Below are 18866 nucleotides of genomic sequence, written 5' to 3'. Positions count from 1 at the left end.
TGGCTCGAATCCGCCTCGGAACTGTGGTTGTGTTGCATAGGCCGAGCGATTCTGAAGCGGCCGGCAGGAAGACACGCCAATGCAATCAACAATCGTGATGGTAAACCTGTTCGGGGCAGTTGCGCTGCTTCTATTTGGGCTGTCCCTCGTCAAGGACGGGGTGACGCGCGCCTTCGGGGCGCGGCTGCGTGCCGGCCTTGCGCAAGGGACAGAAGGATCGATCCGCTCCTTCGCGACGGGTCTTGTCGCAACACTGGCCCTGCAAAGCTCGACCGCCACGGCGCTGATGACCGCGTCCTTTGTTGAGAAGGGGCTGATCCGCTCGCGCATGGCGCAGATCGTCCTGCTCGGTGCCAACCTGGGCACCGCCATGACGGCCTGGATCGTCGCGACGGGCATTGAGTGGTTGTCGCCGCTTGTCATTCTGGTTGGCGTCGTCTTGCACCGCGCCAGCCGATCGAACGCGCGCCAGGGCCTCGGTTCGGCATTCGTCGGCATTGGCCTGATGCTTCTTTCGCTGCATCTGCTCGGTGCGGCGACGGAGCCGATGCGCGATAGCCCGGCGCTCGCGACTTTCCTCGGGATGCTCGATAGCGCTTGGCCGGTGGCGTTGATCTTCTCGGCCGGTCTTGCCTTTGCGTCGTCCTCCAGCCTGGCCGTCGTCATGCTGGTCTTGTCCTTGTCGTCGGCCGGCATCCTGACCGTTGGGCTGACGGTGGCGCTCGTGCTTGGCGCCAACCTCGGTGGCGCCATCCCGCCCGTGATGGCGACCCTTGGGTCGGCGCCATCGGCGCGGCGGGTCACCCTTGGCAATCTCGTCGTCCGCGCCATTGGCTGTTTGATCGCGCTGCCTCTGACAAGCGTGAGCGTCGGTTTTCTCCAGAGCCTGCCGTTGCCGCAACAGAACCTTCCGGTCGACATTCATCTTGCATTCAATCTGGCCGTTGCTGTCCTTGCCTGGCCCTTTGCCGGATTGCTGTCGCAACTGATGATCCGGTTCATCCCCGACGGCGAGGCTGAAGAAACCGGCCCGCGCTATCTTGACGAGGCGACGCTGCACACTCCCGTGATGGCGCTTTCCGGTGCCACCCGCGAGGTCCTGCGCGTGGGCGACCTGGTCGAGATGATGCTGATGCGCGCTGCGAACGCCTTCAACAACAACGAACTGTCGGACATCCGCGACATCGCGAAGTTCGAGAAGCAGGTCGACCTCCTGCAGCAGGAGGTGAAGATCTTCCTGTCTCGGCTCGGCCGTGACGGTTTGAGCCCCGAGGACGGCCGCCGTTCGATCGTCATCATCGACTACGCCATCAATCTCGAGCACATGGGCGATATCATCGAGAAAGGGCTCTGCGAGCAGATCGCCAAGAAGGTGAACAACGGCCTGAAGTTCTCGGAGGAGGGGTATCAGGAACTGAAGAGCCTCTTCAACCTGACGATCGACAACCTGCGTGTTGCGCAAACGATCTTCGTTACGAGAAACGCCGATCTCGCCAAGCAGCTCATCGAGGTGAAGGTCAACGTCCGGCATATGGAAAAGCGCTCGGCCGAGAGACACATCGAGCGCTTGCGCGACGGGCTGGTTCAGAGCTTGCAGACGAGCTCCCTGCATCTCGACATGCTGCGCGATTTGAAGCGCGTCAACGCCCACATCGCATCCGTTGCCTATCCCATCCTTGAGGAAAACGGACTGTTGAGCGAGAGCAGGCTTCGGCCCGGCGCCTAGAACGCCCTGCGTTCAATACGAACGTCCGAGGGGCGCTCCAGCACTCTGATTCGAGGGCATCCTGCCTCGTTCTGTCGTCGCCTACGAACTCTTGGCTCCCGGGGCAGGCTTCAGGCCGTTGCGTACGAAGGCATCGTAACAGCCTGTCAGCTTAACACGGCTGTGGTTCGGCTCGAGGCTTGGCAGGTAGAGCGCCAGCAGTGTTTGGTTGACGTTGGTGACTGGACATGTCGGCACCAGCGCAATGTCGACGGCGGAGACAGCAGCGAGAACATCGGCATCCGGCGACGGAACGGCGCGGAACGGATCAGCGCCGATCGCCACATGTTCCGGGGCGCTGCGGTCCATCAGCCAGGGAAACGGGTTGGCGAAATCGATATTCAAGATCGTCTGGAAGCGAATGCCGGTTGCCGCTTCGTAGGCCCGGATCGCGTCGATGGCCTCGTCCACATTCGCCAGCCATCCTGCCTGGAAATCGAAGTCGCTGTAGAGCAGGAACGACGGAAGTTCGCCGGCCGAGGAGAAGGCGTCGAAAGCGGGGCGCTGTGCCTGGTAGATTTCGCGCAGGCGCTCGGCGCGCAGCGCCAGGATCGGCCGCACATTGACCGCCCCCATCGTGCCAAGGTTTCGGTTTTCCAGCGGCACGTTGTTGATCGCGCCGATCCAGGCGCGGGCACTTTTCTGAGTAACGGCAGTGATGGGCGGCAAGGCGGCTGCCAGCGCAAGCATGGCCACGCCGATTACAACCGGTCGGGACCTAGCGCCAACGGCCTCGTCGACGATGAGTTTGAGGAGGAGCGGCAGCAGAAAAATGAAGGCCTGGCTACCAGTGTTCTGGCTTTCGAAAACAATGCCCGCCAAAACGAAAGCGGCAAGCCAGAGGAACGGCTGGTCGAATGCTCTGCCGACTGCCGCTGGAGAGGGGCTCGCGCCAAGCCGTCGCAGCGACTGGCCGAAAGATGCGGCGTGGATTCCGAACAGCAGCAGGCAAAGCAGTCCGGCGGGGATCAAGAGGCCCGCATTCAGCGACGCCGCTTGCAACAGGCGCGGCAGCAGGCTGCCGTCATTGACGGAAAGCAGCGCAAGAATATCGGCGAGATAGGCGGAGACCCCGCCAAGCGAGACTTCGACGATTGCAAGCACGGTCAGGACCAGAGCCGCAGCCGCGAGCGCCGATTTGAAGGGCAAGCGCCCAGCCGCAAAGGCCATCAGGCACATGAGGGTGCCGGCGACGGCGCCGGTGATCTTCACGAAGAAGAGGGCGGCCATGGCACCCGCGACCGAAAGAGCGAGCAGCCGACGGTCGCGCACGTGAACGAGTGCCGCTGCCAGTACATAAAGCAGCTGGCAGATCTGCCGATTATAGATGCCGAACCCGTCGGAGCCGGGGTAGGGGTAGAAATCGCCGGTATTGAACGGCAATACCGAGAAAATCAGGAATGGAACCAGGATCGCATAGGCGAGAGATGCCGAGCGTTTGCTGACATCGAAGACGACGAGGCCGATCAGCGGTCCGCTGACGATGAGCAGGCACCAGCTTGCAAGCAGCAGGGGCTGGCCTTTGGGAAAAATGCTCTGCAGGGCCGTGAAAAGGTAGTAGCCGAGCGCGCCGACGGGCGTGAAAAAGTCAACCGAAGGCACTTGTCCATCACGGATGCGGTTGGCTGCGTCGAGATAAAGGTAATGATCCCAGAACATAGGGCCGATCGGCTGAGGGATCGTGAAGGTGAGCAGAAGCGCCAGCACGCCGAAGGTCACGGCAAGCAGCAGGAGCGGAGAGCGAACAAGAAGCAAGGTCTCGCCTCTGACGCTTGACGATGTGTCGAAATCGGTGCGGCTGTGCATCGCGGCGTCGTTCTCCCGAGGGGAGCGATGCACCCGCACTCTTTGCCGACACAGGCCCCGCGCTTCCTTATGCCATCATCGGGTTTTAAGCCGGTTAATGCGACGTGATTGTGCGAATTATGCTTCTCGCAATATCTTGCTGCTAGCACCGCGCCGAATCGGGCGCGATTTTGTACTTGAGCTGATTCCGATTTAAGGGATCGCCCGAAGGGCTCCGGCCCGCGAAAGACCAAGGAGAGACACATGGAACGGACGTGCCTGGCCATCGTTTTGGCTGCGGGTGAAAGCACGCGGATGAAGTCATCCATGTCGAAGGTGCTGCATCCGGTGGCCGGCCGGCCGATGATTGCCCATGTTGTCGAGGCTCTGGCGCGCGCGTCGATTTCCGATGTCGCACTGGTCGTCGGGCGCGACGCGGAAGCGGTCTCCGCGGCTGCCGATATCGGCGATGTGTCGATTTCGTCCTATCTGCAGAAGGAAAGGCTCGGCACCGGACATGCCGTGCTTGCTGCCCGCGAAGCCATCGCGAAAGGTTATGACGACATTCTCGTCGTCTTCGGCGACACGCCACTGATCAAGCCGGAGCCGCTGAAGGCTGCGCGCGAAGGCCTGGCTGCCGGCAATGACGTCGTGGTCATCGGCTTCGAGACGGCGGATCCGACCGGCTACGGTCGTCTCATCGTCAAGGATGGGGCCTTGCTCGCAATCCGCGAGCACAAGGACGCGACGGACGAAGAGCGCCGCATCACCTATTGCAATGGCGGGCTGATGGCGATCAACGGTCGCAAGGCGCTCGATCTGCTCGCTCGTATCGGCAATGACAACGTCAAGGGCGAATACTATCTGACCGACCTTGTCGAGATCGTCAGAGAGATCGGCGGCCACGCAATCGCGGTCGAGGCGCCGGAGGAAGAGCTGACCGGCTGCAACACGCGTGCCGAACTTGCCTTCATCGAGCGGCTCTGGCAGCAGCGCCGCCGCCATGAGCTCATGCTGTCGGGCGTGTCGATGATCGCGCCGGAAACGGTGTTCCTTGCCTGGGACACGGTCCTCGAGCAGGACGTGCTGATCGAACCCAATGTCGTTTTCGGCCCCGGCGTGCGCGTCGAAAGCGGTGCAATCATTCATGCGTTCTCGCATGTCGAGGGCGCAACGGTTCGCAATGGTGCGACGGTCGGCCCGTATGCGCGGCTGAGGCCCGGTGCGGACCTTGGCGAGAAGTCCAAGGTGGGCAATTTCTGCGAGGTCAAGAAGGCGGAGATCGGTGCAGGCGCCAAGGTCAACCATTTGACCTATATCGGCGACGCCTATGTCGGCGCGGGCACGAACATCGGCGCCGGTACGATCACCTGCAACTATGACGGCGTGAACAAGCATGAGACCCGGATCGGCGAAAACGCCTTCATCGGGTCGAATTCGTCGTTGGTCGCTCCGGTTTCGATCGGCGACGGGGCGCTGGTTGCCTCCGGCAGCGTGATCACCGAGGATGTTCCGGCAGATGCCGTCGCCTTCGGCCGGGCGCGCCAGGACATCAAGCCGGGCAGGGCAAAGCTGCTGCGCGAACGCTATGCGGCGGTGAAGGCCGCCAAGAAGGCGGCGAAGGCGGCCGAATAGGTCAGCGGCACGCGCCTTTTGGCGAAGGCGCAACGCTTCGCTGCGGCGTTTGGATTTATTCTGCGCTTTTCCGTCTGGCCGGTTCGACCAGGGAAAGACGCAACGGCGTTAAATACTGAAACCGAAAGTGAAATCGGGGCGGATTGTCTCGCCCCGTAAATGCTTTACCAAGGCTACACACCGGGCGGGACAACCGCCCCAATTGGTTAAGGCGTCGATGTCGGCGCGGGGACGAATTCGGAGACGACTATGTGCGGTATTGTTGGCATCGTTGGCAACCAGCCGGTATCGGAACGACTGGTCGATGCGCTGAAGCGGCTTGAGTATCGCGGCTATGATTCTGCCGGGGTCGCCACGGTGGTGGGCGGAAAGCTGGAGCGCCGGCGCGCCGAGGGCAAGCTCGTCAACCTCGAGATCCGGCTGCGCGAAGAGCCGCTCGGCGGCACCATCGGCATCGCCCACACGCGTTGGGCGACCCATGGTGCGCCGACCGAGCGCAACGCGCACCCGCATTTCACCGACGGCGTTGCCGTCGTGCACAATGGCATCATCGAAAATTTCGCCGAACTGAAGGACGAACTGATCGCCGGCGGCGCCCGGTTCGAGACGGACACCGACACCGAGGTGGTCGCGCATCTGCTCTCGAAATTCCGCCGCGAGGGCCTTGGCCGGCGCGAGGCGATGCACGCGATGCTGAAGCGCGTCACCGGCGCCTATGCGCTCGCCGTGCTTTATCAGGATGATCCCTCGACGATCATGGCGGCGCGCAACGGTCCGCCGCTGGCAATCGGCCACGGCAAGGGCGAGATGTTCCTCGGCTCCGACGCGATCGCACTCTCTCCCTTCACCAATGAGATCACCTATCTGATCGACGGCGACTGGGCGGTGATCGGCGCAAACGGCGTCCACATTTTCGATCTCTCCGGCAACGCCGTCGATCGCCCGAAGCAGATTTCGCTCGCCGCGGCCTACATGATCGACAAGGGCAACCACCGCCATTTCATGGAAAAGGAAATCTATGAACAGCCGGAGGTGATCTCGCACGCGCTCGGTCACTACATCGATTTTGCCGGAAACCGCATCAAGGCAGCGGACGGCGCCATCGATTTTGCCAAGGTTCCAAGCCTTGCGATCTCAGCCTGCGGCACGGCCTATCTCGCCGGTCTCGTCGGCAAGTACTGGTTCGAGCGCTACGCCCGCCTGCCGGTCGAGATCGATGTTGCCTCCGAGTTCCGCTACCGCGAGATCCCGCTGTCATCGGAGGCGGCGGCGCTGTTTATCTCGCAGTCCGGCGAAACCGCCGACACGCTCGCCTCGTTGCGCTACTGCAAGGAGCAGGGCTTGAAGATCGGGGCCGTCGTCAACACCCGAGAATCGACGATAGCGCGTGAGTCTGACGCGGTGTTTCCGATCTTGGCCGGCCCGGAAATCGGCGTCGCCTCGACCAAGGCCTTTACCTGCCAGCTGGCCGTGCTGGCGTCGCTGGCAATCGGCGCCGGCCGTGCCCGCGGCACGGTAAGCGCGGATGAGGAGCGCGTTCTGGTGCGCCACCTCGCCGAAATGCCGCGCATCATGGGCCAGGTGCTGAACGCCATCCAGCCGCAGATCGAGCTTCTGTCGCGCGAGCTGTCGAAGTGCCGAGACGTGCTCTACCTCGGCCGCGGCACCAGCTTCCCGCTGGCGATGGAAGGCGCGCTGAAGCTCAAGGAAATCTCCTACATCCACGCCGAGGGCTACGCCGCCGGCGAGCTGAAGCATGGGCCGATCGCGCTGATCGACGAAAACATGCCCGTCATCGTCATCGCGCCGCATGACCGCTTCTATGAAAAGACGGTGTCGAACATGCAGGAAGTGGCCGCCCGTGGTGGCCGGATCATCCTCATCACCGACGAAAAGGGGGCGGCGGCCTCCAAGCTCGAGACGATGGCGACGATCGTGCTGCCGAATGTCGACGAAATCATCGCGCCGATGATCTTCTCGCTGCCGATCCAGCTCCTTGCCTATCACACGGCAGTGTTCATGGGCACCGACGTTGACCAGCCCCGCAACCTTGCCAAATCGGTGACCGTCGAATGATCTACATCCGCCACGAGCGTCCGGGCGACGAGCAGGCGATCCACGATGTGACTGCCGCGGCCTTTGATGGCCATCCGCACAGCGACCAGAGCGAGCCGTTCATCATCGGGCGGCTGCGCGAGGCAGGTGCCTTGAGCCTCTCGCTGGTTGCGGAAAAAGACGAGGCCATCGTCGGTCATATCGCGTTTTCGCCGGTGACGCTGACGCCGGCCGAAGAGGGCTGGTTCGGTCTCGGTCCCGTCTCGGTCCTGCCGGATCTTCAGGCGCAGGGGATCGGCAGGCAATTGATCCGCGAAGGGTTGGAATGGCTGCGTGCCGAGGGGGCTTCAGGCTGCGTTGTCGTCGGTGACCCCGCCTACTATCAAAAGTTCGGCTTCCGCAACGAATCGGCTCTTGTATTCCCCGGTTGTGCGCCGCAATATTTCATGGCGCAGGCGTTGTCCGGCGCCATGGCATCCGGCACGGTCGCCTATCATCCGGCCTTCGGGGTTGCGTGAGATTTAGACGGAAGAAGCATGACGGAACATTCGAAACGCAGCTACATCGGTACCCGGCTGCGCAACTACTTCCTGACCGGTCTGATCATCTGCGCACCGGTGGCGATCACCGTTTGGCTCGTGCGCACATTCATCGATTGGGCCGACGGCTGGGTGAAGCCATATCTGCCGAATTTTTATAACCCGGATACCTATTCGCCCGTCGCCATTCCCGGCTTCGGCCTGCTCGTTGCCATCTTCGTGATCACGTTTGTCGGCTTCATGACGGCAAACCTGGTTGGCCGCTCGATCGTCAATTTCGCCGAGTCCCTCGTCAATCGCACGCCGCTCGTGCGCACGATCTACAAATCGACGAAACAGATCTTCCAGACGGTGCTGCAGGAACAGTCGTCCTCCTTCAAGAAGGCCGGGTTGATCGAGTATCCGAGCCCGGGTCTCTGGTCGCTCGTCTTCATCGCGACCGATGTCAAAGGCGAGATCGCCTCCATCTTCGACGAACGCGGCATGGACATGGTGGCGGTCTTCCTGCCGCCGACCCCGATCCCGACCGCCGGATTTCTGTTGTTTGTTCCGCGCGACAAGATTACCCCGCTCGAAATGAGCGCGGAAGACGCTGCCAAGCTGCTGATTTCAGGCGGTCTCGTGACCCCCGACTACAAGCCGCTCGCCAACGCGCCCGTCAAAATCAACCAGCAGAAGACCGCCTGAGCGGCGAAATCACGCAACTCCGGACGGAAAACCGTTCTACACTTTTCCTGGAGTTGCTCTAGCCGGCGCGCAGGAAGCGGATCGCTTCGTCGCGGCGGTAGAGATAGAGCAGCGTGCGGAGCGCTTCGCCGCGTGGCGACGTCAGGTCCGGATCGCGCTCGATCACGTAGGCGGCGTCCTTGCGGGCGATTTCAAGGAGGTCTGCATGGGCCTCGAGGCTGGCGATGCGGAAGCCCGGCGTGCCCGACTGGCGCGTGCCAAGCAGCTCGCCTTCGCCGCGCAATTTCAGGTCTTCTTCCGCGATCAGGAAGCCGTCCTCGCTGTCACGCAGGATCGAGAGCCGCGCCCGCCCGGTTTCGCCGAGTGGCCCCTTGTAAAGCAGGATGCAGGTCGAGGCCTCGTCGCCCCGCCCGACCCGCCCGCGCAGCTGGTGCAGCTGGGCGAGCCCAAAACGCTCGGCGTGTTCGATGACCATGATCGTCGCATCAGGCACGTCGACGCCGACTTCAACCACCGTCGTTGCGACCAACAGGCGGATTTCGCTGTTCTTGAAGGCGAGCATGACGGCGTCCTTCTCCGCTCCGTTCATGCGGCCATGCACCAGCCCGACCTGATTGCCGAAGCGCTGGACAAGGGTCTGGTATCGCTCTTCGGCCGACATCACGTCGACGGCTTCCGATTCTTCGACCAGCGGGCAGATCCAGTAGGCCTTCTTGCCCTCGCGCAATGCGGCATCCAGCCGATCGACAATGTCGCCCACGCGCTCGGTCGGGATTGTCACGGTCTGGATCGGTTTTCGCCCGGCCGGCTTCTCCGTGAGCTTGGATACGTCCATATCGCCGAAGGCCGCAAGCACGAGGGTCCGCGGGATCGGGGTCGCCGTCATCACAAGCATGTGCGGCGAAATCCCCTTGGCGGTCAGCCGCAGGCGCTGGTGGACACCGAAGCGATGCTGTTCGTCGACGACGGCGAGCGTCAGGCTCTGGTAGTTCACCGTGTCCTGGAACAGGGCGTGGGTGCCGATCACCATGCGCGTTTCGCCCGACGCGATCCGCTCCAGGATCGCGTCGCGCTCCTTGCCTTTCGTACGGCCGGTCAGCACGTCGATCGTCACGCCAGCCGGAGCCGCCATCCGCGCCAGGGTCGCATGGTGCTGGCGGGCGAGAATTTCGGTCGGCGCCATCAGTACGGCCTGACCGCCGGACTCGACTGCGGCGAGCATCGCCATCAGCGCCACCATGGTCTTGCCGGAGCCCACATCCCCCTGCAACAGGCGCAACATGCGCTCCGTGCCGGACATGTCCTTCAGGATGTCGGTAATCGCCGTGGACTGGCTGGTCGTCAGGGAGAACGGGAGGGCGGCGATAACGGGGCGAGAAAGAGCACCGGTCGCGATAACAGGTGTTCCCGCAACCTTGCGAAGACGCTGGCGGACGAGCGCCAGTGACAATTGGCCGGCGAGAAACTCGTCATAGGCGAGGCGTCGCCTGGCGCGTGCCTGCGGATCGATGTCGGTGGCATCGCGGGGTTCGTGCAAGGCATGGAAACTGTCGCTGGCGCTCTGGAAGCCCTGTTTGTCGATGAGAGCCTCATCGATCCATTCGGGCATCTCCGGAACGCGGGCGACAGCCGCCTCGATCGACTTGCGCAATGTCCGCGGTGAAAGCCCGGCCGTCAGTCCGTAGACAGGTTCGACGAGCGGAAGGTTGTCGGCCTCGGCAGCCCGAACCGCGTAATCCGGATGGACCATGGAGGGCCGGCCGTTGAACCAGTCGACCTTGCCGCTGACGATGACGGTTTCGTCTACCGGCAGGGACTTCTCCAGCCAGTTGCCCTTGACCCGGAAGTAGGTGAGCGCCAATTCGCCGGTCTCGTCGTGCAGGAAGACGCGATAGGGCAGGTTGGGCTTCCCGCGCGGCGGTGGTTGATGCCGATCGACGCGGCCGGTGATCGTGACGATCACCCCTTGCGGCGCATGCGCAATGCCGGGCTGCTGGCGCCGGTCGATCAGAGAATGCGGGGCATGGAACACGAGATCGACGACCCGGCAATCCTCGATCGTTTCGCGTCCGAGCAGCTTGGCATAGAGCTCGCCGATCTTCGGGCCGATGCCGGGAAGCGTGTCGAGTGGCGAGAAGAGTGGATCGAGCAGGGCAGGGCGCATGGCAATGAAATTGCGATGATAAATCCGGCTTTGGCAAGGCTGACAATCACCTATTCAGAGTTTATAGAGCCCATGGACGACAAACCTTACCCTGGGGCACGCCGCGTTTGAGTGCTTTCACCGAAGGCCGGCGGCACGCCCAGGTATCAAAACGCAGGAGCGTTCTCGCGTGTCTGGTAAGACCCGCGGCGCTCTTTCGAGCGGGCAGGAAGGAATTCCCATGACAGGCATTTCACGCACCAGCGCCGATCTCGATCCGCGTCGACGGCGGATCCTGTTTCGTGCCTGGCATCGTGGTATTCGCGAGATGGATCTCGTTCTCGGGCAATTCGCCGAAGCCGAGCTGTCGGTGCTTTCCGACGCAGATCTCGACGAACTCGAGACGATCATGCGCGAAGAGGACAACGATCTCGTCAAATGGATCACGGGCGAGCAGCCGGTGCCGGAGCGCTATCGGACGCCCATGTTTGATCGCATCGCTGCCTATCGTCCCGATTTCGACAAGCTTCCCGAAGGGATGAAGTAACCGATGATGCTGGCTGGCCTTGATCCGAAGAAGATTGTCGACGCACAACGGGAGATCACGGTCGGCCCGGTTCCCTCAGGCGCTGAAGCGTTGGTGCTGGCGGAACTAGCGCGCGCCGGCCAGCCGGTTGCCTATATTCTCTCGGACGGCCAGCGGATCGCTGATCTGGAGCAGGTCTTGGGTTTCGTCGCGCCGGATATTCCGGTGCTGACATTGCCCGGCTGGGACTGCCTTCCCTATGACCGCGTTTCGCCAAGCGCAGACACGTCGGCCCGGCGCCTTGCGGCGCTGAGCGCTCTGATCGCGCATAAGAAGAAGCCGCACGCCGCGATCGTCCTGGTGACCGTCAACGCCGCGCTTCAGAAGATCTCGCCGCAGGACGTCATCCAGAGCCTCGCGTTTTCTGCGCGGCCCGGCAACCAGGTGCGCATGGACGACATTGCCGCCCGGCTCGAGCGCAACGGCTTCGACCGGGTCGCGACCGTGCGCGAAGTTGGCGAATACGCCGTACGCGGCGGCATTCTCGATGTCTTCGTGCCCGGAAGCGCTGAACCGCTGCGCCTCGATTTCTTTGGCGATACGCTCGAAACCATCCGTTCCTTCGATCCCGCGAGCCAGCGCACCACCGGCCAGGTCCGGTCTCTCGACCTCAACCCGATGAGCGAGGTGTCCCTGACGCCCGAGACGATCAGCCATTTCCGCAAGCAGTATCTCTCGCTTTTCGGTGCAGCCACCCGCGACGACGCGCTCTATCAGGCGGTTTCTGAAGGGCGGCGCTATGCCGGCATGGAGCATTGGCTGCCGCTCTTCTACGACGGGCTGGAGACGGTCTTCGACTATCTCGAAGGGTTCCGGATTGTCACCGATCACCTGGCGCGCGAGGCTGCGACCGAGCGATCGAAGCTCATTCTCGATTACTACGATGCCCGCCTGGCCTCCGCATCGCCCGGCAAGGCGCAGGCGACCCAGGGCACGCCTTACAAGCCGGCGCCGCCTGAGTTGCTCTATCTGACGTCGCAAGGGTTCAGCGCGGCCTTGAGCGCGCGCGACGCCATTCGCCTTTCGCCGTTCAACGAGCATGAAGGCGAGGCCCGGCAGGTGATGACGGTCGACGCGCGCCAGGGCATGCGCTGGGCGAAGTCGGCAGGCGAAGGGGACGCCGAGAACGAGCGCGTCAACGTCTTCGACCAGGCGGTGAAATACATCGCCGAGCGCCGCTCGAAAGGCGCAAAGGTGGTGATATCAGGCTGGAGCGAGGGCTCGCTCGACCGCCTGCTGCAGGTGCTTGCCGAGCACGGTCTCGGCAACGTCAAGCCGATCAAGGCTCTTGCTGAGGTCAAGGCGCTGAAGCCGGGCGAAGCGGCCGCGGCCGTTCTCAGCATCGAGGCCGGTTTCGAAACCGGTGATCTCGTTATCATCGGCGAGCAGGACATCCTTGGCGATCGCATGGTTCGTCGCTCGAAGCGACGCAAACGCGGTGCCGATTTCATTGCGGAAGTGGCCGGTCTCGATGAGGGCAGCTACGTCGTGCATGCCGAGCATGGCATCGGCCGCTTCGTCGGCCTGCGCACCATTGAGGCCGTCGGCGCGCCGCATGATTGCCTTGAGCTCGTCTATGCCGACGAGGCCAAGCTGTTCCTGCCGGTTGAAAACATCGAGCTTCTGTCACGGTACGGGACGGAGGGAACCGATGCGATCCTCGACAAGCTGGGCGGCGTTGCCTGGCAGGCGCGCAAGGCCAAGCTCAAGAAGCGGCTGCTCGACATGGCGGGCGGCCTTATCCGTATCGCCGCCGAGCGCCACACCCGCCATGCTCCGGTCCTCGTCGCCCAGGACGGCGTCTATGACGAATTTGCGGCCCGCTTCCCCTACGACGAAACCGAGGACCAGCTGAACTCGATCGAAGCGGTACGCGGCGACCTCGGCAGCGGCCGTCCGATGGATCGTCTCGTCTGCGGCGACGTCGGCTTCGGCAAGACGGAGGTCGCGCTGCGTGCCGCCTTCATCGCTGCCATGAACGGCGTGCAGGTTGCCGTCGTCGTGCCGACGACGCTGCTTGCGCGCCAGCATTTCAAAACCTTCTCCGAGCGCTTCCGCGGCCTGCCGATCCGCATCCAGCAAGCCTCGCGCCTCGTCGGATCGAAGGAACTGACGCTCACCAAGAAGGAAGTGGCCGACGGCAAGACCGACGTGGTCGTCGGCACGCATGCGCTGCTCGGCACTTCGGTCAATTTCGCCAATCTCGGCCTGCTGATCATCGACGAAGAGCAGCACTTTGGCGTCAAGCACAAGGAGCGGCTGAAGGAGCTGAAGTCCGACGTGCACGTGCTGACGCTGTCGGCAACGCCGATCCCGCGCACGCTGCAGCTGGCGCTGACGGGCGTGCGCGAGCTGTCGTTGATCACCACGCCGCCGGTCGACCGCATGGCCGTGCGCACCTTCATCTCGCCCTTCGATGCGCTGGTGATCCGCGAAACGCTGATGCGCGAGCATTATCGCGGCGGCCAGAGCTTCTACGTCTGCCCACGGCTGAGCGATCTCTCGGAGATTCATGATTTCCTGAAGTCAGACGTTCCGGAGCTGAAGGTAGCGGTTGCCCATGGCCAGATGCCGGCGACCGAGCTCGAAGACATCATGAACGCCTTCTACGACGGGCGCTACGACGTCCTCCTGTCGACGACGATCGTCGAGTCCGGCCTCGATGTGCCGACGGCCAACACGCTGATCGTCCATCGCGCCGATATGTTCGGCCTGGCGCAGCTCTACCAGCTTCGCGGCCGCGTCGGTCGCTCGAAGGTGCGCGCCTTCGCGCTCTTCACGCTGCCGGTCAACAAGACGCTGACGGGCATGGCCGAGCGGCGGCTGAAGGTGCTGCAGTCCCTCGACACGCTCGGTGCCGGTTTCCAGCTGGCCAGCCACGACCTCGATATCCGCGGCGCCGGCAATCTGCTCGGCGAGGAACAGTCCGGTCATATCAAGGAGGTCGGCTTCGAGCTTTACCAGCAGATGCTCGAGGAGGCGGTCGCCGAGCTCAAGGGCGAGGAAGAAATCCACGATACCGGCTGGTCACCGCAGATTTCGGTCGGAACGCCGGTCATGATCCCCGAAGACTATGTTCCGGATCTGCATCTCAGGCTCGGTCTCTATCGTCGCCTTGGCGAACTGACGGATCTGAAGGACATCGACGGCTTCGGCGCCGAAATGATCGACCGTTTCGGACCGCTGCCGATCGAGGTGCAACATCTGCTGAAGATCGTCTACATCAAGTCGCTGTGCCGCACCGCCAACGTCGAAAAACTCGACGCGGGGCCGAAGGGCGTCGTCGTGCAGTTCCGCAACAAGGAATTCCCGAACCCGGCAGCGCTCGTCGGCTATATCGCCAAGCAGGGCACGCTGGCGAAGATCCGGCCGGACCACAGTGTCTTCCTCCAGCGGGAACTGGCGACGCCGGAAAAGCGGCTTTCCGGGGCAGCGATGGTGATGACGCAACTGGCGGGATTGGCAAAGTAGCAAGGCGCCGCGCTGCCGCGCGATGCGGCAGCGCTTCAGGGCATTTCCAGTACGGTTTCCTGAACCGCGATCGCGCCGTCAGTTCGGTTTGCCGCTTGCCTTCATCTGTGCGATTTCGGTGAGCGCATTGGTCAAAACCTCGACCGATTGCGCGCCCATCACTGCATACTGCCCTTCGATGATGAAGCAGGGCACTCCGGTCACGCCCATTTCGCGGGCCATCTCGACCTCTTCCTTCACCGCTTGCTTGTCAGCATCGGACGCAAGCAATGTCGCGATGACGGGGCGGTCCAGTCCGGCTGCCTCGGCAATCTCTAGAAGTACGGCGTGATCGCCGACATTGCGGCCCTCTTCGAAATTCGCCTTGAACAGGAGGCTGACGACAGCCGATTGCGCATCGGCGCCGTGGGTTGCGGCCCAGCGGACGAGCCGGTGGGCGTCAAGCGTGTTCGGGCTAATCTTGACCGCGTCGAAGTCGAAGGCGATGCCATCGGCGTCACCGAGCTTGCTGAGCATGTCATGTGCGCGGTCTACCGCCTCCTGGCCGCCGAGCTTTGCGGCGAGGTGCTGCTTGTGGTCGACGCCCTCAGGCGGAAGGTCGGGATTGAGCTGGTAGGGGCGCCACTGCACCGAGACGGCGACGTCAGGCACGTTGGCGATCGCCTGGTCGAGCCTTGCCTTGCCGAGATAGCACCAGGGGCAGACGACGTCCGAGACGATATCGATGCTGACGGTTTGCATGGTGCGATTGCCTTTCCTTGTTTGGTCTGACGCGAGATAAGCCGGTTTCACACGGCTTTCAATGCGTTACCAAAAGGGAACCGACCCTTTATTGTGCGTTCTGGTCCCACCAGGTTGGAAGCTGGTAGCCGTAGAGCGGCACGACGTCAGGACGGGCAATGTGCTTGCGCCGAGCCACCCACTGGGCATCAAGGTGGTAGAGGGGCACCAGGTAGGAGTTGTTGACGAGCAACCGGTCGTGCGCGCGCACGGCGGCGGTAAAGTCCTCGGACGTGCGTGCCTGGAGGATGTTGTTGATCATCCGGTCGACGTCTTTGTCGGCGACACCGGCAAAGTTATCGCTGCCTTGCCTGTCACGGGCTTGAGAAGACCAGCGCCCGGACTGCTCGATGCCGGGAGACAGCGTCGACGGGAAGGACTTGATGATCACGTCGTAATCGAAGGACTGGCTGCGCTGTTGGTACTGCGAATCGTCGACGGTGCGCACGGATACCTGGATGCCGAGCGGTGCGAGAAAGCGCTGATAGGCGAGCGCGATTTTCTCCTGGCCCGCATTCTGGCTCATGATCTCGAAGGCGAGCGGCTTGCCCTGCGGATCGATCATCTTGCCGTCTTTGATCTGGTAGCCGGCCTCGCGCATCAGCGAAACGGCGACGCGAAGCACGTTGCGGTCGCGTCCGGACGCATCGGTCACCGGCAGGCGGTAGGTGCCGTCGAGGATCGCCGGATTGATTCGCTCTCGCGCATCGCCGATGAGGCCGAGCTCGCGGTCGTCGGCCGGCGCGCCAAGGAAGCTCAGCGTCGAATTCTGCCAATAGCTCTGGGTGCGCGTATAGGCGCTGTCGAACAGGTTCTTGTTCACCCATTCAAAATCGAACACGAGCGCCAGACCTTGCCGCAGCTTGAGATTATCGAACATCGGCTTGCGCGTGTTGAAGACGATGCCGAGCATGCCGGACGGCGTCTTCGGCGTGAACGTCTCCTTGACGACGTCACCGGAGCGCACTGCCGGGAAGTCGTAGCCGCGCGCCCATTTGGTCGCGCTGCCTTCGGGATAGATGTCGATCTCGCCCTTCTTGAAGGCTTCGAACAGCGTGTTTTCCTGGAGAAAGTACTCGACGGAGATTTCGTCGTAATTGTCCTGTCCGACCTTGGAGGGCAGATCCTTTGCCCAGTAGTCAGGATTTCTCTTATAGACGATCCGCTCGCCCGGCTTGACCTCGGCTACGCGGTAGGGGCCGGAACCGATCGGCGGCTTCAGGCTCGTCTGATCGAACGTGGCGACATCGATCGCGTGTTTCGGCAGGACCGGCGACAATCCGAGCAGCAGCGGAAGTTCGCGGTCGGCTTCCTCGGTGAAGGTGAAGCGTACGCTGAGGTCGCCAACCTTTTCCATCTTCGCCACTTTCGCCAGACGGTTGGCGAAGGGGACGCGACCTTTGTCGCGCAGGAGTTCGAACGTGAAAATGACGTCGTCGGCCGTGACCGGTTGCCCATCGGCCCAGCGCGCCTTGGCGTTGAGGTTGAACTGAATGAACGTCCGGTCGTCATCCCACTCAACCGATTCGGCGAGCAGGCCGTACATGGTGAAGGCCTCGTCGCGCGAGCGCTGCATCAGCGATTCGTAGACGAGATTGCCGTACTCGGGGTCCCACATGCCGCGCGCAGTCGTACGCATGCTCTTCAGGATGAAGGGGTTGACGCTGTCGAAGGTGCCGACGACGCCGTAGGAGATCTTTCCGCCCTTCTTCACGTTCGGATTGACGTAGGGAAAATTCTTGAAATCGGCAGGCAGCGCCGGCTCACCGTGCATGGCTATGGCATGCACCGGAGCGGCTGCGGCACCGGTGCCGAACGAAGTTGCGGTCAGGAGCAACGCCAGACCGGAAAGAATTGCACGCAAGGTTACCTCCCGTGAGGGCGTCAACAGGTCGATTCCCCTAACGTTACCAACGGTGGTCGATGAATCCAACCGATTGAATGTCCAAAATCCGACCAGTGGAAAGTCAAAAAATGACACGAAACACTGGATAATCGGTGCAAGCCAATGTAACAGGTGTTTCCGGAAACGGGGTCATGCATTTGCCTTATTTGGCCAACAGGACAACGGCGGCTGACGATACTCACCTGCGGAACGAACTGTTCCGTTACCGGATTTCAGGAGACGGAATCACAATGATGTTCAAGTCGAATATTACTCGCTCAGGACTGGCGGCGCTGGCGCTCTCTGTAGCAGCTGCGGGCGTACCGAGCGTTGCCTCGGCTCAGCAGGCAGGCGGCAAGCCGCCGCAGGGCTGGTTCAAGGTTTGCACCAAGCAGGAAGACAACGACGTCTGCATCGTGCAGAACCTCCTGACCGCCAACAACGGCCAGCTCGTGACCGCTGTCGGCCTCATCACCGTGAGCGGCAAGGTCAACCGCAAGATCATCCAGGTTTCCGTACCGTCCGCACGCCTGATCCCGACCGGTATCCAGATGCAGATTGACGGCGGCAAGCCGGTCAAGCTCGACTATGCCATCTGCATGCCCGACAAGTGCGTTGCCGAAGCACCGCTTTCCGACCAGCTGATCGCCAGCCTGAAGAAGGGCAATGAAGTCGTCTTCACGTCGGTCAACTTCCAGCGCGCGCCGAACCCGATCAAGATGGTCCTCACCGGCTTCACCGGCGTATTCGACGGCGAGCCGATCGAGCAGTCGCAGCTCGAAGAACGTCAGCGCCTGCTGCAGGAAGAAATGCAGAAGAAGGCCGAAGACGCCCGCAAGAAGCTTGAAGAAGCCCAGAAGGCTGCCAAGCAGAACTAAGCGATCCTTCGCGAGTTTAAAAGAAACGCCCGGACCTTGCGTCCGGGCGTTTTATTTTGTGCGACGAGTAGCCAATCGGGTGGCTGAACGTCGCCGGGTCTAGTGACGGAACGTCGTCGTCTTCGGCTTGTAGTGGCCGATGCCATCCTTGTCGAACAGCGCGTCGACCTGAGCGTGGCGCATGGGCCGGTCGCTATCGTCGAACTCCAGGTTCTGTTCGGAGACATAAGCAACGTACTCGCTGTCGTCGTTCTCGGCGAACAGGTGGTAGAAGGGTTGATCCTTGCTTGGGCGGATCTCCTGCGGAATGGCATTCCACCACTCTTCGGTGTTGGCGTATTCCGGGTCGACGTCGAAAATGACGCCGCGGAACGGGAAAATCCGATGGCGAACCACCTGTCCGATCTCGAATTTGGCGTTTCTTTGTTTCATGACGCAACACATCCTTTCAGGAGATTATCTGGGTTGGCGCACCCAAAACATCAATAGGGGACTCCTTTCACCCTCCGTTGATCAGTTGCATGCACTGGCGCCGTCTGAACGCGTAAAAGTTGCTGTCAGCATAATATCACACAATTCCCCAAGTCGCGCCGGCGCACCCCGACATCGGGTCCAAGACATGGTGCCTGTTCGCAGGCTCGACCTCAAAGAAAAGCC

General features: G+C 62.2%; 13 protein-coding genes. 8 read left to right on the top strand and 5 right to left on the bottom strand.

Translation table 11 applies throughout. From position 1 onward, the window contains the following. Window positions 1-79: 79 nt before the first annotated feature. A complete protein-coding gene (locus VGO04_RS12350; RefSeq protein WP_327496245.1) occupies window positions 80-1726 on the top strand; it encodes a Na/Pi cotransporter family protein in 1647 nt (548 codons plus the stop codon). Window positions 1727-1807: 81 nt separating this feature from the next. Here VGO04_RS12350 and VGO04_RS12345 read toward each other — a convergent pair whose 3' ends face one another. After that, window positions 1808-3571, bottom strand: a complete 1764-nt coding sequence (locus VGO04_RS12345; protein WP_327496244.1) for a hypothetical protein — start codon at window positions 3569-3571, stop codon at window positions 1808-1810. A 243-nt stretch (window positions 3572-3814) separates the two neighbouring features. On the opposite strand from VGO04_RS12345, the gene glmU reads away from it, so the two are divergent. The 4 genes from glmU to VGO04_RS12325 all read left to right on the top strand — a co-directional run bounded on the left by glmU (window position 3815) and on the right by VGO04_RS12325 (window position 8466). Beyond that, window positions 3815-5185, top strand: coding sequence for a bifunctional UDP-N-acetylglucosamine diphosphorylase/glucosamine-1-phosphate N-acetyltransferase GlmU (gene glmU, locus VGO04_RS12340; protein ID WP_327496243.1), 1371 nt, complete (start codon window positions 3815-3817; stop codon window positions 5183-5185). 249 nt (window positions 5186-5434) lie between these two features. After that, on the top strand, window positions 5435-7261 hold the full coding sequence (glmS, locus tag VGO04_RS12335) for a glutamine--fructose-6-phosphate transaminase (isomerizing) (RefSeq protein ID WP_327496242.1): 1827 nt from the start codon (window positions 5435-5437) through the stop codon (window positions 7259-7261). Then, window positions 7261-7758 carry an N-acetyltransferase gene (locus VGO04_RS12330; protein ID WP_327496310.1) on the top strand — a complete coding sequence of 166 codons (498 nt, stop codon included), beginning with the start codon at window positions 7261-7263 and terminating at the stop codon, window positions 7756-7758. Before glmS ends, VGO04_RS12330 begins: the two co-directional genes overlap by 1 nt. A gap of 18 nt (window positions 7759-7776) precedes the next feature. Then, window positions 7777-8466 carry a DUF502 domain-containing protein gene (locus VGO04_RS12325; RefSeq protein WP_327496241.1) on the top strand — a complete coding sequence of 230 codons (690 nt, stop codon included), beginning with the start codon at window positions 7777-7779 and terminating at the stop codon, window positions 8464-8466. 58 nt (window positions 8467-8524) lie between these two features. Here the strand turns inward: VGO04_RS12325 and recG are convergent, their stop codons facing one another. Then, window positions 8525-10630 carry an ATP-dependent DNA helicase RecG gene (gene recG / locus VGO04_RS12320; RefSeq protein WP_327496240.1) on the bottom strand — a complete coding sequence of 702 codons (2106 nt, stop codon included), beginning with the start codon at window positions 10628-10630 and terminating at the stop codon, window positions 8525-8527. A gap of 220 nt (window positions 10631-10850) precedes the next feature. On the opposite strand from recG, the gene VGO04_RS12315 reads away from it, so the two are divergent. Next, complete coding sequence (locus VGO04_RS12315) at window positions 10851-11156, top strand: succinate dehydrogenase assembly factor 2 (RefSeq protein WP_327496239.1); 306 nt, start codon at window positions 10851-10853, stop codon at window positions 11154-11156. A 6-nt stretch (window positions 11157-11162) separates the two neighbouring features. Then, a complete protein-coding gene (gene mfd / locus VGO04_RS12310) occupies window positions 11163-14666 on the top strand; it encodes a transcription-repair coupling factor (RefSeq protein ID WP_327496309.1) in 3504 nt (1167 codons plus the stop codon). A 78-nt stretch (window positions 14667-14744) separates the two neighbouring features. On the opposite strand, the gene VGO04_RS12305 is transcribed toward mfd, so the two are convergent. Both VGO04_RS12305 and VGO04_RS12300 read right to left on the bottom strand, forming a co-directional pair. After that, window positions 14745-15407, bottom strand: coding sequence for a DsbA family oxidoreductase (locus VGO04_RS12305; RefSeq protein ID WP_327496238.1), 663 nt, complete (start codon window positions 15405-15407; stop codon window positions 14745-14747). 88 nt (window positions 15408-15495) lie between these two features. Continuing rightward, window positions 15496-17310: an extracellular solute-binding protein gene (locus VGO04_RS12300; protein WP_327496236.1), complete on the bottom strand. Its 1815-nt coding sequence runs from the start codon at window positions 17308-17310 to the stop codon at window positions 15496-15498. A gap of 272 nt (window positions 17311-17582) precedes the next feature. Between VGO04_RS12300 and VGO04_RS12295 the strand changes: the two genes are divergently transcribed. Further along, a complete protein-coding gene (locus VGO04_RS12295; protein ID WP_327496235.1) occupies window positions 17583-18209 on the top strand; it encodes an invasion associated locus B family protein in 627 nt (208 codons plus the stop codon). Between the two features lie 99 nt (window positions 18210-18308). On the opposite strand, the gene hspQ is transcribed toward VGO04_RS12295, so the two are convergent. Continuing rightward, window positions 18309-18641, bottom strand: a complete 333-nt coding sequence (gene hspQ, locus VGO04_RS12290) for a heat shock protein HspQ (protein WP_065777968.1) — start codon at window positions 18639-18641, stop codon at window positions 18309-18311. Window positions 18642-18866: the final 225 nt, after the last annotated feature.

It is taken from the genome of Ensifer sp. (genome assembly GCF_035999185.1).
Lineage (GTDB): Bacteria > Pseudomonadota > Alphaproteobacteria > Rhizobiales > Rhizobiaceae > Ensifer.
This window is presented reverse-complemented; position numbering and strand designations above follow the sequence as displayed.